Genomic DNA, 23,888 nt, shown 5'->3' with positions numbered 1-23,888 from the left:
CAAGGTTCTAAAAACAAAGGGAAGCATGCTGCTTCCCTTTTTTATTTCCCTACTCAACGACTCTGAAAAGCGCCTCATTTTTCGCAAAATCAGCGAGTTTCTGATTGGCAGACATTTCACCTCTCGGAATAAATATGCAGATATCAGTCATATTTTCATTCTCAGCATTGCCTAGTAATTGTTGTAAATCGTGCAAGTTTTTATACTCAACTCTTTCAGCATCCCTGCGACATAGATCGATAAACTCGAACGGACAATCAGCCGGATAAAAAACCACTTCAGCTTTCTGCATTGTTCTGAGGGTTTTCAGACTTAAACTGTCAGCGTCGCAGCCAAACTCCAGCCAGTTACGTGACAGTGTCTCTTTTATACCCTGCTTTAATATCGTCTTGTACAGAGTCTCAAGCTCTTCTTTACTGCCTGCACTATCAATGGCCGGAGAATCGAAAAAATTCTGCCAGAACACTCGACGCTGAGAGACTGAGCTAAACCTACTCTGTACATCCTCTCGTTTATCCATCGCGAAATCAGCTATCAACTCCAGATTCTGAGCAAGGGATGTTTCTATCGTTTCACGGATTCTTCTTACCAATACCGGCGAAGCACCACCACTCGATATGGCCACCTGAATACGCCCGCGGTTAACCATAGAAGGAGTAATAAAGTCACAGTAGGGTTTATCGTCAACCACGTTAACCATTATCCCATCACTTTTGGCATTTTTATGCACCAAATGGTTCAGTGGCTTATCATCGGTAGTCGCCCATACCTGCACCATACCGGATTGATGTTCTTTGTTATAAACACCTTCAATCCAGCGGCACTGCTTGCGGCTGATCAGATCTTGCAGAAAAGGAGTAACCTGCGGTGAAACGATAGTGACATCAGCACCGGCTCTCACCAGCATATCGACTTTACGTGAAGCGACTTCTCCCCCACCGACTACTAAAACGGGCTTATTGGTTAAATTATAAAACAGCGGAAAATACTGCATATTCTCTTTACTACCTCAATGACTAAGCCTCTGCGCACCACTTTAGTGCACAAAATTAACATATTTGTTACATCCAGAACGATGAACTATTAAATTTCCAACTCCGACCAGTGATCATGTTTACTTTAATCGAAATTGATAGTGGATATATCTATTAAGTCGACTATACATAATATATATAACCGCGAACCTATATGGTGCGCTTTTGCACTATTTACAAATAAGCAACATTTGGTCATTCTAACAACTGTTCGGTTATAAAAATTCTCTGGCTCAGGTGATGTTGAAATTCTCTAGGAATTTTATAGACCTTGCCGGTAGATACAACAGATTGTTTTAGGCCATCCGGTCATAAAACAGTTCAAATAAACATAACATCAAGGAACTTGTATCAGGTGTCACCTGGTTCAAAATGGATCATACAGGAAGGATACAAATGGCAAATAAACTTACAATTCTTGCTTCAGTCGTAGCTGCATCAACAGCCCTTATGAGCAACACTGCATCCGCCGCAGACGGTACTCTTGATAAAGTCACTTCACAAGGTTTTCTGACTTGTGGTGTGAGTACTGGTCTTCCGGGCTTCTCTAACCCTAACTCCAAAGGTGAATGGGAAGGTATCGATGTTGCTTACTGTCAGGCACTGGCAGCAGCTGTTTTAGGAGACAAGTCTAAAGTTAAATATGTCCCTCTAACTGCTAAAGAACGTTTTACAGCCCTTCAGTCTGGCGAAATCGACATTCTGTCCCGTAACACCACATGGACTCTGCACCGTGATACCGCACTGGGTCTGAACTTCGTCGGTGTAACTTACTATGACGGTCAGGGCTTTATGGTAAATAAAGATCTGGGCCTGAAAAGTGCTAAAGAGCTTGACGGCGCATCAGTATGTGTTCAGTCAGGTACAACAACAGAACTTAACCTTGCCGACTACTTCCGTAACAACGGAATGTCGTATAAGCCTGTAGTATTTGATACAGCAGCTCAGACATCGAAAGGCTTTGACGCAGGTCGTTGTGACGTGCTGACTACTGACCAGTCTGGCCTGTACGCACTTCGCCTGAATCTGAAAGATCCATCTTCAGCAGTGGTATTACCGGAAATCATCTCTAAAGAACCTCTAGGACCGGTAGTAAGACAAGGCGACGACCAGTGGTTCAACATCGCTAAATGGACTCTGGCAGCAATGATCAACGCTGAAGAGTACGGTATTACCTCTAAGAATGCCGACAAGATGCTTAAGTCTACCGATCCAAATATCAAACGTATTCTGGGTGTAGACGGACCTAAAGGTAAGGCACTTGGTATTCGTGACGACTGGGGCTACCAAATCGTTAAGCAAGTGGGTAACTACGGTGAACTTTTTGAGTCTACTGTAGGTGAAGGCTCACCACTGAAAATCTCTCGTGGCGTTAACGCACTGTGGAATGCGGGTGGCTTTATGTACGCTCCGCCAATCCGTTAATTCGCTAATTGGATAGCTTGATTGGGCGGAACTTTCCGCCCTTTATTCAATGAATTCAGAGGTTATAGTTGTATGAAACCCACAGATACTGTCGCGCATGATTCGCAGGCACCAAAAGCGAAAAGTGCCAATCTGCTTTACAATCCCACCTTTCGTTCCGTCATTTTTCAGGCACTGGCCATTCTTGCACTGGTTTACTTCTTCTACACCATTGTAAACAACGCTCTTACTAACCTTGATGCCCGTGGCATTTCCACCGGTTTTGGCTTTCTCAGTCAGGAAGCAGGGTTTGGTATTGGCCTGACACTGATTGAATATGATGAAACATTTTCTTACGGAAGAACCTTTGTTGTCGGTCTTCTGAACACAGCACTTGTCTCGTTTCTGGGCATTATACTGGCAACGGTACTCGGATTTGCTATTGGTATAGCTCGTCTCTCTTCAAACTGGCTAGTCAGTCGTCTGGCAGCGGTTTATATCGAGATTTTCCGTAATGTCCCTCTGCTTCTGCAGATCTTTTTCTGGTATTTCGCCGTACTTCAGGCTTTACCGTCGCCACGCCAAAGTATGAGCTTAGGCGAAGCGATATTCCTTAACGTTCGGGGCCTTTACTTCCCTGCTCCGGTGTTTGAAGCCGGAAGTGCTATCGTGATCGGTGCCTTTGTACTTGGTATCGTTCTGTCGGTACTAATCAATATCTGGGGCAATAACCGTCAGAGACTGACAGGCCAGATAACTCCAATGGGACGAATCGTCTTCGGTCTCTGCGTCGTTATGCCTGTTGTGGTTTACTTCCTTGCCGGTTCACCTATCTCAAGTGAGTACCCTGAATTGAAAGGGTTTAACTTCCGCGGTGGTATCAGCATTATTCCTGAGCTTGCAGCCCTGTTGCTTGCCCTGAGTATTTATACCGCTTCTTTTATCGCTGAAATTGTACGCTCCGGTATCAATGCCGTCAGTCATGGTCAGACGGAAGCGGCTATGTCTCTTGGCTTACCAAGAAACCGTACCCTGAAGCTAATTGTGATCCCTCAGGCACTGAGAATTATTATTCCGCCGCTTACCAGCCAGTACCTTAACCTGACTAAAAACTCATCGCTGGCGATGGCTATCGGTTATCCGGATCTGGTGTCTGTGTTTGCCGGTACCACCCTTAACCAAACCGGTCAGGCTATTGAGATCATCGCAATGACCATGGCGGTTTATCTGACCCTGAGTCTGGTGACATCAGCGTTGATGAACATCTATAACAAGAAAGTCGCATTGGTGGAGAGGTAATTATGAAAGTGCATCAATTTCAAGAAAGCCTCCCGCCCCCGGCAAATACTGTCGGTGTTGTTGGCTGGCTGAGAAAAAACCTGTTTAACGGCCCGGTCAACTCTGTTGTTACCGTCATACTTGGTTATTTAGTTTTTAATTTGCTCTGGGTTATCGCTGACTGGGCATTCCTTAACGCTGACTGGATTGGCACCACCAGAGAAGCCTGTAGCCGTGACGGAGCCTGCTGGGTGTTTATCAGCGTCCGTTGGGAACAGTTTATGTATGGCTTCTACCCGGAAGCTGAACTTTGGCGTCCCCGCCTGTTCTACGCAACGCTGGCTATCTTTGTCGCTCTGCTGATGTATGAGAAAACACCAAAGAGAACCTGGATCTGGCTGTTTTTTGTAAACATCTATCCGTTTATGGTGGCGGCACTGTTATATGGCGGCATCTTCGGCCTTGAAGTGGTTGAAACCCATAAATGGGGCGGCTTGCTGGTTACTCTGATTATCGCCATTGTCGGTATCGTTGTTTCCCTGCCAATTGGCGTTGCCCTTGCGCTGGGACGGCGTTCAGAGATGCCTATTATCCGCAGCATCTGTACCACCTACATTGAGATCTGGCGTGGTGTGCCTCTGATTACTGTTCTGTTTATGGCTTCGGTTATGTTACCCCTGTTCCTGGCAGAAGGCTCAGAGACAGATAAGCTGATCCGTGCCCTTATCGGTGTGGTGATGTTTAGTGCTGCTTATATGGCGGAAGTTATTCGTGGCGGTCTTCAGGCCATTCCGAAAGGCCAGTATGAAGCTGCCGATGCGCTGGGTCTGAGTTACTGGAAGAAAATGGGACTGATTATCCTGCCTCAGGCACTGAAAATCACCATTCCATCTATTGTTAACACCTTTATAGGCCTGTTTAAAGACACCAGTCTGGTACTGATTATCGGTATGTTTGATGTACTTGGTATCGGACAGGCAGCAAACACCGACCCTGAGTGGTTAGGTTTTGCAACGGAAAGTTATGTATTTGTCGCGTTAGTGTTCTGGGTGTTCTGTTTCGGCATGTCGCGTTACTCGATATGGCTGGAAAACAAACTCCACACCGGTCACAAACGATAGTTAAGAATTCAAGGACGTATTATGACGCAACAACAAGATTACGTAATCGAACTGGATGATATGAACAAATGGTACGGAGAGTTCCATGTTCTTAAAAATATCAACCTGAAAGTAAAAAAAGGCGAAAAAATCGTTATTTGTGGCCCTTCCGGCTCAGGTAAATCAACCATGATTCGCTGTATTAACCGTCTGGAAGAACATCAGAAAGGCAAGATCATCGTCGCCGATAATGAGCTGACAGAAGATCTGAAAAACATTGAAGCGGTGCGAAGAGAAGTTGGAATGTGTTTCCAGCACTTTAATCTGTTCCCTCACCTCACGGTACTGGAAAACTGCACATTGGCACCTATTTGGGTTAAGAAGATGCCGAAAGACGAAGCAGAAGAGATTGCCATGAAATATCTGGAAAGGGTTAAGATCCCGGATCAGGCAGATAAGTATCCCGGTCAGTTATCCGGTGGTCAGCAGCAGCGTGTTGCCATCGCCCGCTCTCTCTGTATGAACCCTCAGATCATGTTGTTCGATGAGCCTACATCAGCACTCGACCCAGAAATGGTTCGTGAGGTACTGGACGTTATGGTAGAACTGGCTGAAGAAGGTATGACCATGCTCTGTGTAACCCATGAAATGGGCTTTGCTAAAGAGGTTGCCGACCGGGTGATATTTATGGATGCAGGGGAAATCATTGAGGAGAATAATCCTGTTGATTTCTTTGAGAATCCACAGTCGGATCGAACTCAAAACTTCTTAAGTCAGATCTTGAGTCACTAACAGAAGTGTTACACAATAACGGAAAGGCAGCTAAGCTGCCTTTTTTCTGATTGGTCAGCCGATTACAGAAAGTTTTCTATTTATAAATAAAGTGAACTTGTTAATTATAAGGGTATTTAAACGACTACTCTTTATATATCAGGACTTGAAAATTGGAACTTTCAGGCCAATATATATACTAAGTAATTAATCAGTTACCTATTGAGGAAGATTATGAACAGTCCAATGGTTTCCCGCTCGTCAACACAACAAGGCGTGATTCAAACGAACAAAGTATTACGCAATACTTATTTTCTATTATCTCTAACGCTATTGTGGTCAGCGGTTGTCGCTGGTGTTTCAATGGCAATGAACCTGCCATACCCTAACTTTATTATTGTACTGGTTGGTTTTTACGGTCTGCTTTTCATGATTGAAAAGAACCGCAACAACAGCTTAGGTTTAGTATTTACTTTCGCACTGACCGGATTTATGGGCTATACCTTAGGTCCTATCCTTAACATGTATATCGGCGCCGGCATGGGTGACGTTGTAATGACGGCTCTGGGTGGTACTGCCCTTGCCTTTATGGCAGCCTCAGCTTATGCACTAACGACTAAGCGTGACCTGTCGTTCCTTAACGGTATGATGCTGGCTGGTTTTGTAGTACTGATTGTTGGCATGATTGCTAACTTCTTCCTGCAAATGCCTGTGCTGTCACTGGCGCTAAGCGGTATGTTTATCCTGTTCTCTACCGGTGCAATCCTTCTGACGACTCAGTCGATTGTACGTGGCGGTGAAACAAACTATATCTCAGCAACGGTGACTCTGTATGTTTCTATCTACAACATCTTTATCAGCTTGCTAAGCATCCTTGGCGTTATGAACGACGACTAAATCTGATGCAACTAAATATAAGCCCGGATATTTTATCCGGGCTTTTTTGTTACGCTAAAACGGGTTATTCTGTCGCAAAATTTCCACCGGACAGAGACAATGTTTGAATACAACGGCCATAAGATAGAGACTGATGCAGAGGGTTACCTCCTCCACTTTGATCAGTGGGAAAAAGGCATGATTGAGATATTAGCCAAGGAAGAAGGTATTGAGGTCACTGAGGCTCATCTTGAAGTGATCTTTTTTGTTCGTGCATTCTACGAAGAGTTTAACACCTCTCCCGCTATCCGCATGTTAGTAAAAGCGATGGAGAAAGAGCACGGCCCTGAAAAAGGCAACAGCAAATACCTGTTTAAGTTATTTCGCAAAGGCCCTGCAAAGCAGGCAACTAAGCTTGCCGGCTTACCTAAACCGGCCAAATGCCTGTAGTTTTAAATAGGTAACCGTCAAAGAGTAGCCAGATGCTACTCTTTTTTTAGTAACGAATTTCAAAACGGCTGTAAGGTTTTACCTCGATTACCTCGGTGACCAACCGATCAACCCGGGCGGATACCGGCCCCTGTTTTAACCACTCATGAATAGAATCAACCTGCTGTTCACTCCCGCAGGCAATCACTTCTACGTCGCCGTTCATCAGATTTTTGGCATATCCCGTCAGGCCCCGCTTAATGCCCTCATGACAGGTGTGATAGCGAAACCCTACCCCCTGAACCAGCCCTGAAACAATAAACTTCATTGCTTTTTCACTCATTGAAGATCTCCATTTGCAGCAATTTCTCAGCAAAAGTGTATACCATCCGCCTGAAGGCTGGTTTGATATACAACTCAAACTGAGTTTCCCTGTTGATTTTCCCATACTAATTCCCCACAATACCGCTCCTTCTAAACTATCTGGAACTCATCATGGCTGCAGCAATTTATCTGGAAAAAGGGCGCGAAAAATCTCTGAGACGTAAACATCCTTGGATTTTCTCCCGCGGAATCAAAAGAGTTGAAGGTGATCCTGTTTCTGGTGAAACCGTTGATGTTTTTGCTGCAAACGGCGAATGGCTGGCTAAAGCCGCCTATTCTCCCAGTTCACAAATCCGTGCCCGTATCTGGAGTTTTGACAAGCAAGCTATCGACAAGTCATTTTTTATTCAGCGTATCAAACAGGCCCAGTTGCTTCGTGAAGAGGTAATTGAACGCGACGGTCTGACTGGTTACCGCCTTATTGCTGCTGAATCTGACGGCTTACCGGGTATTACTATTGATAAATACCAAAATTTTCTGGTCTGCCAGTTACTCAGTGCCGGCGCCGAGTATCAGAAAACCAACCTGATTGAAGCCCTTATTGACTGCTTCCCCGACTGCAATATTTATGAGCGCTCAGACGTCGCTATCCGTAAAAAAGAAGGCCTGAAAGAGGCCATGGGAGTACTTCACGGTGAAGAGCCGCCAAAATCTGTCGTGATTGAAGAGAACGGTATCAAGATTAATGTTGATATTCAGGGCGGTCATAAAACCGGCTTCTACCTTGATCAGAGAGACAGCCGCCAACAGTCGATGAAATATGTTAAGGACCGCGAAGTACTCAACTGCTTCTCTTATACCGGTGGTTTCGGTCTTTATGCCCTCAAAGGTGGTGCTAAGCGTGTAATTAACGCCGATGTTTCTCAGCCAGCACTGGATAATGCAAAAGAGAATGCCCTGCTTAACGGCTTTGATATCTCCAAAAAGCGCGCTGTATTTCTCAATGCAGATGTTTTCAAGTTGCTTCGTGAATACCGTGATCAGGGAACAAAGTTTGACGTGGTTATTATGGATCCGCCAAAGTTTGCTGACTCAAAAGCCCAGTTAAATGGTGCCTGCCGTGGTTACAAAGACATCAATATGCTGGCAATGCAAATCCTTAAACCGGGCGGAACCTTGCTAACTTACTCCTGCTCCGGCCTGATGGATCAAAATCTGTTCCAAAAGATCCTTTCCGATGCGGCTCTGGACGCAGGAAGAAGTGTTAAATTTGTCGAGCGTTTTGAGCAAGCCGCTGACCACCCGGTCGATACCGCCTACCCCGAAGGTTTTTACCTGAAAGGCTTTGCCTGTAAGGTTCTGTAGCTTTAGCAGTGAAGTCATATAAGAAAGGGGCATTAGATGCCCCTTTTCTATTTTAGTCCAAACCCTATCTTTACGGCTCTGAAGTCATACTGGCTTTAAGTGAATCCAGATAGTTTGTCATTTCTGTATCCGTTACTCCGGTAAATTCAATCATTACAGATTCACTTCCCGAGCCGACGATAACAGTGGAATTCACACCGTCATCAGTAACTGTGTTGATCATATCGTCAAAGTAATTCTCAATCTCTTCGTTATCCATTCCCTCAAGAATAGCGGAGAAATCAAGTGAGTCACCCTCTGCCAGATTAAAATCAACGATTCTGTCAGTACTGCCATCCAGATCGGTTTCTGTGTATCTGAAGGTATCGGCATCGTTACCACCTTTCAGAACATCATTCCCTTCGCCACCGTTCAGGACATCATTACCATGATGGCCTTCGATATCATCATCACCGGATTCACCAAAGATAATATCGTCACCTTCATTACCGTTAGCGTAGTCATCACCTTCGCCCAGTAAAATAAGGTCATCCTGCTTAGTACCGTTAACATGGTCATCCAACTCACCGGTATCAATGAAAGCACCGTTTTCTACATCTTCAATAATGGTGATTACCGGCCTTCCGTCGACAGGATCATATTTCCAGTTGAGTTCATCATTACCATGACGCGCTGTAACGATATCAACCGCCATACCTTCTGAGACAATATCAAAATGGATATTTACCGTAACATCGACTTCACCAGTGACTGTACTGGTTCCGTCGTACACTTCATACTCAAAATTACCGGCATCAAAGCTAAAGGTCTGACTGCTGTCACCGTTATCCAAATCGGTCGGGTCTATGATATCAGGAGCCGCATAAACAAGGCCTGTCAATTGCTCAGAGGTAAGCACCATACCCACAGTTACCATAGTAAGGCCATCGGCAAGATAAACGGTTCCCTGCGGAAGCTTAGTGACAGTTATCAGCAGGTTATCGCTGTCTACATCCGTTGGTGCAGATAAACCGAGGTTAGTCAGGTTATCTTTATAATCAACTTCCAGTGAGTTACTTGAGACGATTGGCTGATCATCAGAACCTTCAATTTTCACTTCAATCTGGTATGTTCCGGTTCCGTCTATTGAAGTGATATCCAGTGTATCTGTCAGTGGTTCGTCTTCCGGCAGCAGTGCATCAACTGCCGGGTTATTATCATTTAAGGTATAACTCCACTCACCGGTTTTACTGTCAAAGGTAAAGGTACCGTACATACCATCAAGGCTAACCGGCGTCTGGAATATATCCGGATTTTCCTCTGAACCTATGTCTGAGCTATCCACATTATCTACATCTGAAACCACAAGAACACCTGATGTAGAAGGGCTACCAACGGATGACTCAACCCCGTCAATGGTTTGATCCGCTGCTTCTACAACGATTTTTTCTTCTTCATTCTCAGGTACTATGATGGCTTGATCATTGCTGCCTTCAATATTGACAGTGATGGTATATTGCGCTGTTCCGTCTGTTGATGTCACCAACAAAGTATCTGTTACACCGACATCATCCGTATTAAGCGGGTCAGCCAAGTCCTGATCTAAGGTATAACTCCAGGTACCATCTTCAAAGAAGGTAAAGGTACCGTAGCTACCCTGTAGATCCTGTGGAACAATAAACTTGCTCTCGCCACTATCAGGGTCAGAAACCGTCAGCTTACCACCTGCATTTGGATCACCGGCTACCTGATAGCCCTGCTCCACAACATTGTAGTCTGCTTCGCCACCTTCTCCGTCACCATCGTCGGTGATCACCGCGCCATCATTTGTCCCTTCAACATTCACCACAATCTCATAGCTGGCCGTTGAATCAAACGAGTTGACTGTTAGTGTATCCTGCACCTGAGCACCATCAACAAGTGCCTGAGTCTCCGGCTTAGTATTGTCTAAAGTATAGCTCCAGACTCCGCTGTCTGAGTCAAACGTAAAGGTTCCGTACATGCCTTCATGTTCACCTGAATCATCGGGGTGGAATACATTTTCACCATCATCGACATCCAGTACCTGAAGCTGACCACCTGCTGAGTCATCTCCCGCTTCGGTCACGGTTCCGTCACCAGACTTACCCTCTTCTTTTACATCTGTATCCTGATCACCCACAGTAACAATTTTAGCTTCGTCATTAGAACCTAAAACGTTGACCGTAATCGTATAAGAGTCTGTACCGTCCGCGGAGACTACAGTAAGCTCATCAACTTCCTGTTGACCTTCTGTCAGGCCATTGGTTGCCGCTCTCTCGTTGTCCAGGGTATAGCTCCATACACCTGTATCAGGATCGAAGGAGAAGTCGCCATAAACACCAGTCAGATCGTCAGCATCAACAGGCTGGAACACATCCTCGCCCTCATCAACATCCTGAACCAACAATTTACCACCGGCACTTGAGTCTCCGGGATCGATCACCACACCATCTGCGTCACTTGATGCCTCAACGGTATTGGTGTCCTGTCCGCCTTCACCCTCTCCGCCATCGTCATCATCCACAATAATGGTTGCACCATCATTTGTCCCCACTACTTCTACGGTAATGGTTTCCGTAGCGGTACCGTCAAAAGAGGTTACCGTGAGTGAGTCAGACTCAACATCTCCGTCATTTAATTTATCCGCCAGATCTTCATCAATGGTATAAGTCCAGGTTCCGTCATCGGTGTTAAAGGTGAAAACACCATAGTCACCCTGTAAATCTTCGGCTGTAGGAGGCTGGAATGTAGCTTCACCATCATCCACATCACTAACAAATAACTGACCACCGGCGGTTGAATCTGCCGGTTGCTCCTGATCGGTTCCTGTTTCAGTAACGCTGTTATCTCCCTCACCGCTAGTAATAAACGCGCCGTCATTGGTACCAAATATAGTAATGGTAATTTCCTGAGTGGCAGTGCCGTCAAGGGATGTAACGGTTAACACATCGGTTTCGATATCACCTTGATTTAACGGATCGGCCAGAGTGTTATCAAGGGTATAGGTCCAGTTACCCTCTTCATCAAAGGTAAAGGTTCCCCAGTCACCAACAAGATCTTCTTCCGGAGGAAGGGCAAACAGGCTTTCGCCGTCATCAGGATCAGTAATATCCAGCTTTCCGCTGGCCTCATCGTCGCCAACCACATTTAGGCCAGCCTCGACAACACTGTCGGCCGCAAAACCTGATACTACTGCATCGGCCAGTAGTTGAAATAACTCCAGACTCTGGGTAGTTGATAATCCCTGACTTTCCAGCCCGGTGGTATCAAAAGAGGTGGATGCCAAAGTCTCGGCGCCTGTCCTTTCTATGGTTCCGGATGTTGTCAGCGCAGAACCCTGCTGTTCACCAGCAGCCGGTGCAAACTCTTCACCCAACAATGTAGGGTCCAATCCTGCCTCTAATTGGGCCAACAAGGCCTGAATATCATCACCAAGATTAATATTGGTAAGTTCATTTTGGTCATTTGCTATGGCAGCTATGGAATCTAAATCCGTTACAATCGGTCGGCTGCCGCTCGACACCACCACTTCACCGGGAAGAACCTGTGAGGGATCGTCTAAGAATCTCATACGGCCATTAACATCTAAAATGATAAATTTTGTGCCTTCCGCTGCACCTGCGAATAATACGTTCATAACCTTAGCCCTTAATAAAAGCAGAGTTTATATAAGATTATTCTTATACAAAGAGTACTGACTTCTATTAATAGTTACGCTCATATTTACAAAACTGTCAAAAGTACTAACATCTGAATCTATCTATATATTTTTCAACAAGATAAGTTTTAAGCAATATATAAAACAGAACCTTAAAGAGCCTAATATGACATTTAGAGTATAATTACTAATGCTAAACAAAGATAACAACTACTTTAAAAACATACTGTTATTATTATTTGTATCAAAAGTAAAACAAACACACTAATTCCTTCTCCTTGCTTTGCGCTATCAAATTAACTCTCCTAGACTTTTACACAAATAATAATTATTTAATCCAATTCCCAATCTTGAGACATTTTATACGGAAGTTTTTGGAACTTATTTAGTTTAAATAGGGACAGACAATTTCAGGAGACAAATTTTGAAACGGTATCAACTCAGTGTGCTCGCCAGTTTGATTGCCTTAAGCAGCTCTGTACAAGGACAGACACTGGAACAAGCTATTGCCATTACATTGGCAACTAACCCCGACCTCAGAGCGTCCTACAATGATTACGCCAGTTATGTAGAGCTACATAACAAGTCGCGCGGAGATTATCTTCCCACTCTGGATCTTGACGCAGGTATCGGTTACGAAGGGATAGATCCCGTAACGGGAGACGGTACAGACCTTACCCGTAAAGAAGCGTCACTTATCTTGAGGCAGCTTATCTGGGACGGGGGTGCGACATGGAACGATATGGACAGAACCGCTGCAGAAGCTGAATCAATGCGGATGCAACTCCATGCGGACGCCTCAGATAAGGCTCTGGAGGTGACAAAGATCTATCTTGACGCAGTTAAGGCTCACGAGGTGCTGGCGCTCTCTGAGAGTAATCTGGCTACCCATAAGCGTATCTTCCGAAACATTCGCAAACGGGCTGAATCCGGCGTTGGTTCAACTGCTGACTTGTCTCAGATAGAAACACGCTTAGCACGTGCTCATGGCAACCTTCTGGCCGCTCAGAACAACATCTATGATGCACATACCCAATTTACCAGAATAGTCAGCCAGGGACCTCAGGGGCTGATATTTCCCCAGGCTGACGAAGAAGCTATCCCGACAACCCTTCAGGACGCAGTCGATCAGGCAAATCAGTCTCATCCTGTCATCAAGATTGCTCAGGCCGATGTAGAGGCTGCCCGTTTTCAATATAAACAGTCTAAAGGCGCCTACTATCCGACCTTCTCTTTTGAGGCCAATCAAACTTGGTACGATGATGTTGACGGTATTGAAGGTGGCAGAGAAGAGCTCACTGTTATGTTACGGATGAAATATAACTTATTTAATGGCGGCTCCGATCACGCTCAGTCTGAACAGACTGCTTATATGCTAAACAAAGCAAAAGATCTCAGGGATGCCGCCTCAAAGAACGTGGAAGAGAGCCTGAGACTGGCGTGGAGTGCCCTTGACCTGACACTTCAGCAAAAAGAGTTTCTGGCTGATCAGGTGGATACGGCATCAGATACCGTGGATGGTTATGAAAAACAATATTTAATTGGCCAAAGAACACTTCTTGATCTATTAAATATGGAGAACGAATTATTTGAGGCAAGAAAAGATTATCTGGATGCCCATTACGAAGAACAATATGCAAAATACCGTGTTTTAAATTCAACTGGTATTTTACTTGAGTCTCTTCTGGTGGACACTCCATCCGATTGGAATAATAAACAGGATTATTAAGGGGTAAGCATGAAGTATAAACTCTATATTCTTTCATTTTTTATCTGTCTATTCTCCTTAGTAGTAAAAGCTGGAGATGAATATGCCTATCGTGCGGTTCCCGTGGCAGATCAAATAGCGGATTTAATGGATGATGATAAAGATGGTGTAATTAATGCAAGAGATATCTGCCCTGATACACCATTAGCATCTGATATTGATAATGACGGTTGTGAAACCTATCTTGATGATGAGGAAAACTGGGAACTTAAAGTTTTATTTGAGCATGACTCTTCCAATATAAGCCCTGCTTTTATCGGTGAAATCAGCAGCATGGTTGAATTTCTCAATCAATATCCTGAAACCTCTATTGAGCTGCACGGCCATGCCAGTGTGGTAGGTGAACCTGCTTACAATCAGAACCTTTCTGAAGAGCGTGCGTTAAAGGTTCAGGAGCAACTTATCACTTCGGGAATTACCCCTGATCGTGTTCGCATTGTCGGCTTCGGTGAAAATGTGGTGGCCAACAAAGGCGACTCCCCTATCGATCACGCCGTTAACCGCCGCGTTGTTGCCAGAGTGGTTGGTTATGACCGGGATGTAATCAAAGAGTGGACCATATTTACTAAGCGTAAGAAGTAACTGTAATTCAGTTAACGCTGTTTTGAGGGTGTAATAAAGGGCTCCGAAGAGCCCTTTTGCAATTACTGTACTTTATGGATTTTGAATGAACAAATCGTCCAATAGTCCATTCACTATACTGGAATCTAAAGCACCATCGCTCTGATTATCAACTCCCAGCGTGCTTGCACCATGATCAATCACTATAGTCTGATTGTTTCCATGGTCTGCATCCAAGTGAATTTCTAAATCATCACCGTTTTTAACAATTCCACCGACATCCGCCAGCAAATCAGTTACTGATTCACCTTCACCTAGCAAATCAGACAAGTCGATCTTATCACCTTCAGCTTTGCTGAAATCAGTGATGGTATCAGTGCCGTTCTCAACTGATGTCTTAGTCCAGACAAATGTATCTGCACCTGACCCACCAACAAGGATATCGTTGCCTAAGCCGCCATCTAACGTATCGTTACCTGAGCCACCATGTAGGCCATCATTACCCGAACCGCCTACTAAGGTATCATTACCTGAACCACCAAAGATGATATCGGTACCCTCTTCACCGTAAACAGTATCATTGCCCGAGCCTGCATCAGCATAGTCAACTGCATCAGAATGACCTTTTAAGCCGCTATTTGAAATTGAGCCATTCTGAGCAAAATCAGCCAAATATGTTTCTGCTTTGCCATGATCGACAGAGGTTCCACCTGAGCTTTCACCAAGATAGATAGTGTCATTACCGGTCCCAGATTCAACATAGTCACCGCCGGCACCAACATCAATATGGTTATCACCATCTTCGAACTTGTTACCTTTAGCTTTATCAACACCATAGTTTGGATCATCAGCTAAAAAGACATGTCCATTTTCGTTGGCTGTTGCTGAATGGTGTACATGCAGCCCCTTACCATTAACCGTAATGGTATCAACATGATTACTCGCATCACTGTCAGAATCAGTTGAATCACCACCAGATACAGGATTTGTTTGCCCAGAAACCTTAACAGTTGCTACTTCAACACTTTCCAAACCGTTTGAATCAACTGCCCGATATTGAACTTCATCTACAACTTCAGCATTAGTAACTTTAATACTGTCAAACGTTATGTTGGAGTTGATCGTAGGGTCAGAATTAATATCAGCACCGTTATTAATATGTTGAGTAGTAAAGATACGGAACTCATCTATAGTTAAACCGTCATCAGCAGTAATATTCGCTTTAAACTGCTTGCCTCCATCGTACACATCACCAACATTTTCAGTAGTAATAGCAGTCTGGATGCCATTAGAGTCATAGTGGATAACGGTGGCTATATCATTTCCATTTTCATTGGTATCACTAAATGTATATAGTTTACTGCTACCGTCGCTCTGACTAACTAGTACATTAATTTGCGCATCTGTCCTGACATCATCGGATGATGTCCACCAAGTTCCATTTGAGCTGATATAGTCTTGACTATAATGAGCAGCGACACTTCCAAAGGTAAGCTCTGCACTTTTAACTGCTGCATCAGCATTTGAGTAGTCAATACTTATAACTTCTTTATCAAGAACATCAATCTCAGTGCTCTTTCCTCCCTTAACACCAAGACCAGTTTTGCCATTATCCAACACTAACTCTTTAGACTCTAACTCTCCAAATGGCACTGCACTTGTAGAAGTACCAGCGGTAATTACCACCCCACTATCTGTCTCACCATTTTCAAGAGAGCTAAAGTCGCTAAGCGAGTTAAAGCTCAGATCTTCATTTATCTCATCTAAACTAGAATTAAGAACAAATTGAACATCCTTAATACCAGTTACCACATCGTCCTCAACCAACTCAACTGTCTTGCCATCCACCACGTGATAGAGTGAGCCATATTTTCCTACGCTTTCAATAACAACAGAGGTCATTGCGCCTGAATTATCATCTTCTACGTCTGAAATATTATTCTGATCACTCTGACCTTTATCAAATGAGAATTGTGCAGAGTTACCACTGTTTAATTTGACATCAAAGTCAGAGTTAGTTGGATTGTCGTTTACTGCATTCACAGTTACGTCAACACTATCAAAGACTGTTTTATCGCCATCATAAACACTGTAACTGAACGCACCAGCCGATGAATTAGTTGCAACTTCATCAGGCGCATCATAGACAAGCTGAGTCAGTTCAGCTTTTGAAAGTACTTGATTAACAGCGACTGGTTCACCATTAAGCTTGATTGTACCCATGCTAGGTAAATTAGTGACTGTAATGGTCAAGTTATCGTTTTCAGCATCTGTCGGTGCAGAAATATTAAGCGGAGTATCTAAAGCCTCTTCATTGACATTTAAAGGTGAACTTTGAGTTTCAGGCGCATCATTTACTGCCTCTACCGTGATAGTAGAAGTAGCAGTGGCCTTACCTCCATGTTCATCAATAACAGTAATATCTATACTACGCGGAGATTCATCTGGATTCTGGCTGTCAGACTGGAAACGAATAGCTTTCAGCGCTTGTTCATAAACCTCATGAGACAGCAACTCCCCCCCATCAACATTGGTAATTACAATCGTTTGATTCGCATCAATTGTATTACTAACCGCAATAGGAGCATCTTCACCTGTGCCTAACTTGATAACAACGCCTGCTGGGAAGTCATCGTCAACAACAATCGTGAACTTATCACCATTTTGTGGGTTATCAAGTTTCACCTGTACTGACTGTAGAGCGTCACCATCAACATCTTTAATAGACACATCGGTGTCAACAATGGAGACACCATCACTGTTACCTTCTTTAAAATGATTAGTATAATCAATCGCCGAAGCTGGTTCGCTTTCAATACGAAGTAATACATCAGCAAAATCTGCATCACCTAAGTTAGGGAGATCTTCAATATTTACTTCTAAAGTTGAACCGCCATTAGATTTTACAATCTTAAAATGATCTTTTTTATCTGAGTTTAATTCTGGTTGATCAAAATAAACTGGCTTACTGATAGCAACACCATTATTATCTACCAAGGTTGTTCCAGAGAATGATAGATTACCCGTTACGCTGTGGTCTGCATCGGCAATTATAAAGAAATGCAGTTCTTCTATTGGAACGTCTATCCCCTCTGCCAGCACTGTTCCTTTAGCTGTAACATCTCTGTTCAACCCTTCAGATAAAAGTACTGGATCAGTTGGATTTCCATCTTTGTCCAAGGTGTAGTAACCAACAGCACTAACAAATGCACCATTTTCATCCAAGAAAGTAACTTTAGTTTCAGAGCCATTTAGATCAATAGTTGGCTTTTCGTTTACATTGCTCTCTTTCAGTGTCACCGTCGCTTCAACTTTCGAGCCATAACCGTCGGTCATCACCACTTGATAATCACCGCTATTACCGCCTTTCTCGAAGTCATTTACGTCCGCTGACACGCCCGCTGCCGTGATGCGGATATCACCGTTCGCATCGATGGTGTAGAACCCATCCGGGCTGGTGTTGCTCAAGCTGCCATTGGCGCCTTTGAACTGGTAGTTGCTCACGCCATCTAAATCGTTGCCTGAAACGCTGCCAACGACCGCATTTTCAACCTGATTTTCTGCGTACGTCACTGTCTGCGCATTAAACGAACCAGATTCATCCACATTGCTCTCTTTCAGTGTCACCGTCGCTTCAACTTTCGAGCCATAACCGTCGGTCATCACCACTTGATAATCACCGCTATTACCGCCTTTCTCGAAGTCATTCACGTCCGCTGACACGCCCGCTGCCGTGATGCGGATATCACCGTTCGCATCGATGGTGTAGAACCCATCCGGGCTGGTGTTGCTCAAGCTGCCATTGGCGCCTTTGAACTGGTAGTTGCTCACGCCATCTAAATCGTTGCCTGAAACGCTGCCAACGACCGCATTTTCAACCTGATTTTCTGCGTACGTCACTGTCTGCGCATTAAACGAACCAGATTCATCCACATTGCTCTCTTTCAGTGTCACCGTCGCTTCAACTTTCGAGCCATAACCGTCGGTCATCACCACTTGATAGTCACCGCTATTACCGCCTTTTTCGAAGTCATTCACGTCCGCTGACACGCCCGCTGCCGTGATGCGGATATCACCGTTCGCATCGATGGTGTAGAACCCATCCGGGCTGGTGTTGCTCAAGCTGCCATTGGCGCCTTTGAACTGGTAGTTGCTCACGCCATCTAAATCGTTGCCTGAAACGCTGCCAACGACCGCATTTTCAACCTGATTTTCTGCGTACGTCACTGTCTGCGCATTAAACGAACCAGATTCATCCACATTGCTCTCTTTCAGTGTCACCGTCGCTTCAACTTTCGAGCCATAACCGTCGGTCATCACCACTTGATAATCACCGCTATTACCGCCTTTTTCGAAGTCATTCACGTCCGCTGACACGCCCGCTGCCGTGATGCGGATATCACCGTTCGCATCGATGGTGTAGAACCCATCCGCGCTGGTGTTGCTCAAGCTGCCATTGGCGCCCTTGAACTGGTAGTTGCTCACGCCATCCAAATCGCTGCCTGAAACGCTGCCAACGACCGCATTTTCAACCTGATTTTCTGCGTACGTCACTGTCTGCGCATTAAACGAACCAGATTCATCCACATTGCTCTCTTTCAGTGTCACCGTCGCTTCAACTTTCGAGCCATAACCGTCGGTCATCACCACTTGATAATCACCGCTATTACCGCCTTTCTCGAAGTCATTCACGTCCGCTGACACGCCCGCTGCCGTGATGCGGATATCACCGTTCGCATCGATGGTGTAGAACCCATCCGGGCTGGTGTTGCTCAAGCTGCCATTGGCGCCCTTGAACTGGTAGTTGCTCACGCCATCCAAATCGCTGCCTGAAACGCTGCCAACGACCGCATTTTCAACCTGATTTTCTGCGTACGTCACTGTCTGCGCATTAAACGAACCAGATTCATCTACATTGCTCTCATTCAGTGTCACTTTCTGTTGAGCAACACCACCTTTACTATCTGTAGCAGTGATAATTAGCGAATGAGAATCAATGCCTTGTGCATCCTCAAAATCATTTGCTGCAGCATTCGCGCCGGCTACAGTCAATGAAATTGCGCCTGTCTTCGAATCAATCTGGAACCATTTGTTCGAGTTACCACCGGTAATGGTATAAGTAACGTCATTCAGATCATCTTTATCAGTTGCCTCTACCTTCGCAAGCTCGACACCAGCTGCAGTATTCTCGTTATATGAGAACTGCATAGCGTCAGAAGCAAACTCTGGCGCATCATTAGCATCAAGCACGTCAAGTTTAAACGACCCAGTAGACTCAGGACCTTTTGTATTATCAGACTCAACTGAATGAGCTATAACACCAACGGTATAATTACCTGAATCAGCAACATTGATGGTCAGCTTTGACAAATCGAGTTCTGAAATATCAGCTGGATTTGTACCATCGGCAGTAACCGACTTAGTTCCATCGGATATTACAGCGCCTTTAGGAAGTCCTGTTAACTTAACAACTAAGTCTTCTGAAGTGTCGGTATCTTGTAAAGATGCCTTAATTTCATTGACTTTGATCGGAGTACCTTCATAGCCGGTATTCGCCAGAGAAGAAACGGTTACATCATCGATTAGCGCACCTACTGTGCTAGAGGTATCAAGGTCAGCACTTTCAAACACCAACTTATAGCTACCATCTTTCGCATCTTCAGGAATAGCAAAGACAACGTTTTTGGTAGACCAACTAGTATCAGACGGATCAAATACATAAAGCAGTTTTTCTTGCTGTACACCGTCCTTGTCGATGTAAACAAGTTTTAGGTTGGCATCGGACTGAGTATCATTGTTCGAAGGTAAAGAGCGTGCTGAGATATCAAATTTAACTTCGATAACTTCATTTGGCTCTGCTTTAAAATCGGCAGTAAAGGTTTTGTCATTTGCTCCGCCTTCAAGCTCCATTACTGTATTGGTAGAGCTGCCACCTTTATATGTTTTCTCAAGTCCGACTTCAAACTCGTTATCTGAGTTGTTTGTACCCCAAGTAACATCTGTTTGACCTGTGTTAGCAGCATTTGCATTCCCGCGGGAAGTCCAGCCACCACTGAACTTAATATTGTCAAAGTCAATGGTCTGAGACCAGCCTTCGTTTGGAACAATCTCAAAGTTAACAGGATCTGCTACAGGTGAAACTTCAATACTCAGTGTTTTTGATACAACAGCCGTATCACCGCCATCAGTTTCCTGAGTAGTAACTTCTACAGTCAGATCAAAATCTTTATCTGAATCATGTGGTGGAGTAATAGTCAGATCTTTCAAGTCGTCTGACGTTAAAGTCCATGTACCGTCTTTATTATCAGTACCTGCACTTAGCAGGGCGCCTTGTGGAACACCTTTAATCACAATGGAAGATATTGATTCACTGTTATCAGTGTCTGTCAGACCGGCTGTGATATTCAGGCTAATCGCGCTATCTTCATCACCAGTAGTGACTTCTTTAACCCACTCACCTGCACCATTGCGGACATAAACACCATCATCAAACTGAAGACGCTCTATATCAGTAGATACATAATCGTGGCCACCTTCTTTGGTATCAACAGAATAGTGGTTGCCTTGTTTATGAAGTTCAATATCTGCGTCTTTAAAGTCGCCTTTAAAGACAACGGTATCATTGCCCTTGTAGCCGTAATAGGTTGTTGCATCTTTACCTGTGTCATACATAACATCATTGGCAACAACATTACCAATATCACCGTGGTTGCCTGCGGTTATTGTTGTATCTGAAGCGCCAGTTGTTACAACAGGAGCATCAGCAACAGGGTTAACTGACACATTTAGTGTTTCACTCACAACAGCTTTGTCACCACCGTTTGTTTCAGTAGTGGTAACTTCAACGGTCAAAACAAAATCTTCACCTGAGTTATGTGGCGGAGTAATAGTCAGATCTTTCAACTCGTGTGATGTTAAAGTCCATGTACCGTCTTTATTATCAGTACCTGCACTTAATACAGCGCCTGCCGGAACACCTTTTATGGTAACGGACAAGGTTTCACTGCCATCTTTATCTGTCAGTGCCGTAGTTATATCCAGAGCAATCGCTGTATCTTCATCACCTGAAGCATCTTTTACAGTCAACTCTGCTTCATCTGCCAGCGCATTAACTTCGATACTTAAGGTTTTTGATACAACTGCAGTATTGGCGGCATCATTGCCTTCCTGAGTGGTAACAACAACTTGCAGATCAAAGTTCTTATCTGAATGCTCTGGTGGTGTAATAGTTAAGCCTTTTAACTGAGCCGGGGTTAATGTCCATGTACCATCTTCATTATCAGTACCTGCACTTAGCTTGGCTCCTTTTGGAACATCTTTAATCAAGATAGATGATATTGATTCACTACCATCAGTATCTGCCAGCCCTACATTAATGTTCAGGCTAATCGCTGTATCTTCATCACCAGCGGTGACTTCTTTAACCCACTCACCAGCGTCGTTCCGGACATAAACACCATCATCAAACTGAAGACGCTCTATATCGGTAGAGACATAGTCGTGACCACCTTCAGTGGTATCAACAGAAAAATGCTTTCCTTCCCAGTGTTTTTCGATTTCCGCGTCTTTAAAATCCCCTTTAAAGACAACAGTATCAACACCTTCATTACCATAATATGTTTTAGCGTCACTTCCGGTGTCGTACATTACATTGTCAGCGGCATCACCCTGAGAACCCTCAATGATCTTGCCAAGGTTGCCAGTAGTTAGCACTGCTTGATCGGCAACCGGAGTTACGTTGACCGTTAATTGATAGCTATCCTCACTGAAGTCTTTACCATCACCAACTTTGAAGCCGATTTGAGCATGATCATCGCCACTTGCATTCGAAGCTGGCGTGTACTGCAAGCGCCCTTCGGAAATGTCGTTTGCAGAGAAAACCTGGCCTTCTGTTACTGCAACCCATTTGCCTTCAGCGTTCTTATACTCAAGCTTACCTGCATCAGGCAGATCCGTTATCTGGATTTCAGCCAGAGCTTCATTTTCAACATCATTATAATTGCCAAAATCATTTAGCGTCAGAGCTACGGTTGTGTCTTCATTTATTTCAATAATATCAACGGTACTAGTTGGGGCGTCATTAGTACCTGTTATGGTGATAGTCGCTGTGGTTGGGTGCGTAGCTATAAGGTTACCTTCATCATCCTTTTCCAGCACATTATAGGTGTACTTGATAACCGCTTTTTCACCCGCAGCAAGGTAGTTGTATGCATTCGGATCAACTATTAGTTCGCCGCCATCAACCGTTACGCCTTTAGGCTCTCCCACAGGAGTTACATCGCTCACACTCAGTACATCACTGGTATCTGCATCACTACTGTTTTCCAGTAGATTTACCCTAAACTCGTCCGCATCTTCCGTACGTTCAGCTGTTACTTCCGACACTACAGCAGCGTCATTTTTGCCTGTAATAGTGATGGTCCGCTGTGGTTGGGTGCGTATCTATAAGGTTACCTTCATCATCCTTTTCCAGCACATTATAGGTGTACTTGATAACCGCTTTTTCACCCGCAGCAAGGTGGTTGTATGCATTCGGATCAACTATTAGTTCGCCGCCACAACCGTTACGCCTTTAGGCTCTCCCACAGGAGTTACATCGCTCACACTCAGTACATCACTGGTGTCTGCATCACTACTGTTTTCCAGTAGATTTACCCTAAACTCGTCCGCATCTTCCGTACGTTCAGCTGTTTACTTCCGACACTACAGCAGCGTCATTTTTGCCTGTAATATGTGGTCGCTGTGGTTGGGTGCGTATCTATAAGGTTACCTTCATCATCCTTTTCCAGCACATTATAGGTGTAACTTGATACCGCTTTTTCACCCGCAGCAAGGTAGTTTGTATGCATTCGGATCAACTATTATTTCGCCGCCATCAACCGTTACGCCTTTAGGCTCTCCACAGGAGTTACATCGCTCACACTCAGTACATCACTGGTATCTGCATCACTACTGTTTTCCAGTAGATTTACCCTAACTCGTCCGCATCTTCCGTACGTTCAGCTGTTACTTCCGACACTACAGCATCGTCATTTTTGCCTGTAATAGTGATGGTCGCTGTGGTTGGGTGCGTATCTATAAGGTTACCTTCATCATCCTTTTCCAGCACATTATAGGTGTACTTGATAACCGCTTTTTCACGCCGCAGCAAGGTAGTTGTATGCATTCGGATCAACTATTAGTTCGCCGCCATCAACCGTTACGCCTTTAGGCTCTCCCACAGGAGTTACATCGCTCACACTCAGTACATCACTGGTATCTGCATCACTACTGTTTTCCAGTAGATTTACCCTAAACTCGTCCGCATCTTCCGTACGTTT

At 44.5% G+C, this 23,888-nt stretch carries 15 protein-coding genes; 9 read left to right on the top strand and 6 right to left on the bottom strand.

What is annotated here, in order from left to right:
• Positions 1-49: 49 nt before the first annotated feature.
• The gene (locus PK654_RS07360; RefSeq protein WP_271698587.1) at positions 50-994 is read right to left on the bottom strand and encodes a precorrin-2 dehydrogenase/sirohydrochlorin ferrochelatase family protein; all 945 of its coding nucleotides are present in this window, start codon (positions 992-994) and stop codon (positions 50-52) included.
• A 436-nt stretch (positions 995-1,430) separates the two neighbouring features.
• On the opposite strand from PK654_RS07360, the gene PK654_RS07355 reads away from it, so the two are divergent.
• From PK654_RS07355 to PK654_RS07330, 6 genes are all read left to right on the top strand, one after another.
• On the top strand, positions 1,431-2,459 hold the full coding sequence (locus tag PK654_RS07355; protein WP_271698586.1) for an amino acid ABC transporter substrate-binding protein: 1,029 nt from the start codon (positions 1,431-1,433) through the stop codon (positions 2,457-2,459).
• Between the two features lie 72 nt (positions 2,460-2,531).
• On the top strand, positions 2,532-3,737 hold the full coding sequence (locus tag PK654_RS07350) for an amino acid ABC transporter permease (protein WP_271698585.1): 1,206 nt from the start codon (positions 2,532-2,534) through the stop codon (positions 3,735-3,737).
• Positions 3,738-3,739: 2 nt separating this feature from the next.
• Positions 3,740-4,837: an amino acid ABC transporter permease gene (locus PK654_RS07345; RefSeq protein ID WP_271698584.1), complete on the top strand. Its 1,098-nt coding sequence runs from the start codon at positions 3,740-3,742 to the stop codon at positions 4,835-4,837.
• 21 nt (positions 4,838-4,858) lie between these two features.
• Positions 4,859-5,608 carry an amino acid ABC transporter ATP-binding protein gene (locus PK654_RS07340; RefSeq protein ID WP_271698583.1) on the top strand — a complete coding sequence of 250 codons (750 nt, stop codon included), beginning with the start codon at positions 4,859-4,861 and terminating at the stop codon, positions 5,606-5,608.
• Between the two features lie 213 nt (positions 5,609-5,821).
• Positions 5,822-6,484 carry a Bax inhibitor-1/YccA family protein gene (locus PK654_RS07335; RefSeq protein WP_271698581.1) on the top strand — a complete coding sequence of 221 codons (663 nt, stop codon included), beginning with the start codon at positions 5,822-5,824 and terminating at the stop codon, positions 6,482-6,484.
• 99 nt (positions 6,485-6,583) lie between these two features.
• Positions 6,584-6,913 carry a TusE/DsrC/DsvC family sulfur relay protein gene (locus PK654_RS07330; RefSeq protein ID WP_271698579.1) on the top strand — a complete coding sequence of 110 codons (330 nt, stop codon included), beginning with the start codon at positions 6,584-6,586 and terminating at the stop codon, positions 6,911-6,913.
• Between the two features lie 46 nt (positions 6,914-6,959).
• On the opposite strand, the gene yccX is transcribed toward PK654_RS07330, so the two are convergent.
• The gene (yccX, locus tag PK654_RS07325) at positions 6,960-7,235 is read right to left on the bottom strand and encodes an acylphosphatase (RefSeq protein ID WP_271698577.1); all 276 of its coding nucleotides are present in this window, start codon (positions 7,233-7,235) and stop codon (positions 6,960-6,962) included.
• Positions 7,236-7,387: 152 nt separating this feature from the next.
• Here yccX and PK654_RS07320 point away from each other — a divergent pair, with 152 nt between their 5' ends.
• Positions 7,388-8,581: a class I SAM-dependent methyltransferase gene (locus PK654_RS07320; protein ID WP_271698576.1), complete on the top strand. Its 1,194-nt coding sequence runs from the start codon at positions 7,388-7,390 to the stop codon at positions 8,579-8,581.
• A 70-nt stretch (positions 8,582-8,651) separates the two neighbouring features.
• On the opposite strand, the gene PK654_RS07315 is transcribed toward PK654_RS07320, so the two are convergent.
• Positions 8,652-12,218, bottom strand: coding sequence for a VCBS domain-containing protein (locus PK654_RS07315; RefSeq protein WP_271698575.1), 3,567 nt, complete (start codon positions 12,216-12,218; stop codon positions 8,652-8,654).
• Between the two features lie 445 nt (positions 12,219-12,663).
• On the opposite strand from PK654_RS07315, the gene PK654_RS07310 reads away from it, so the two are divergent.
• The gene (locus PK654_RS07310; RefSeq protein ID WP_271698574.1) at positions 12,664-13,968 is read left to right on the top strand and encodes a TolC family outer membrane protein; all 1,305 of its coding nucleotides are present in this window, start codon (positions 12,664-12,666) and stop codon (positions 13,966-13,968) included.
• 9 nt (positions 13,969-13,977) lie between these two features.
• Entirely contained in the window at positions 13,978-14,589 is a 612-nt protein-coding gene (locus PK654_RS07305) for an OmpA family protein (protein ID WP_271698573.1), read from the top strand.
• 72 nt (positions 14,590-14,661) lie between these two features.
• On the opposite strand, the gene PK654_RS07300 is transcribed toward PK654_RS07305, so the two are convergent.
• From PK654_RS07300 to PK654_RS07290, 3 genes are all read right to left on the bottom strand, one after another.
• Entirely contained in the window at positions 14,662-22,980 is an 8,319-nt protein-coding gene (locus PK654_RS07300) for a cadherin domain-containing protein (RefSeq protein ID WP_271698829.1), read from the bottom strand.
• A gap of 302 nt (positions 22,981-23,282) precedes the next feature.
• The gene (locus tag PK654_RS07295; protein WP_271698572.1) at positions 23,283-23,417 is read right to left on the bottom strand and encodes a hypothetical protein; all 135 of its coding nucleotides are present in this window, start codon (positions 23,415-23,417) and stop codon (positions 23,283-23,285) included.
• Positions 23,418-23,536: 119 nt separating this feature from the next.
• Positions 23,537-23,734, bottom strand: coding sequence for a VCBS domain-containing protein (locus PK654_RS07290; RefSeq protein ID WP_271698570.1), 198 nt, complete (start codon positions 23,732-23,734; stop codon positions 23,537-23,539).
• Positions 23,735-23,888: the final 154 nt, after the last annotated feature.

It is taken from the genome of Vibrio sp. SCSIO 43137 (assembly GCF_028201475.1).
GTDB lineage: Bacteria > Pseudomonadota > Gammaproteobacteria > Enterobacterales > Vibrionaceae > Vibrio.
Note: the sequence above shows the minus strand (reverse complement) of the source record. Positions and strands in the feature narration are given on the sequence as shown.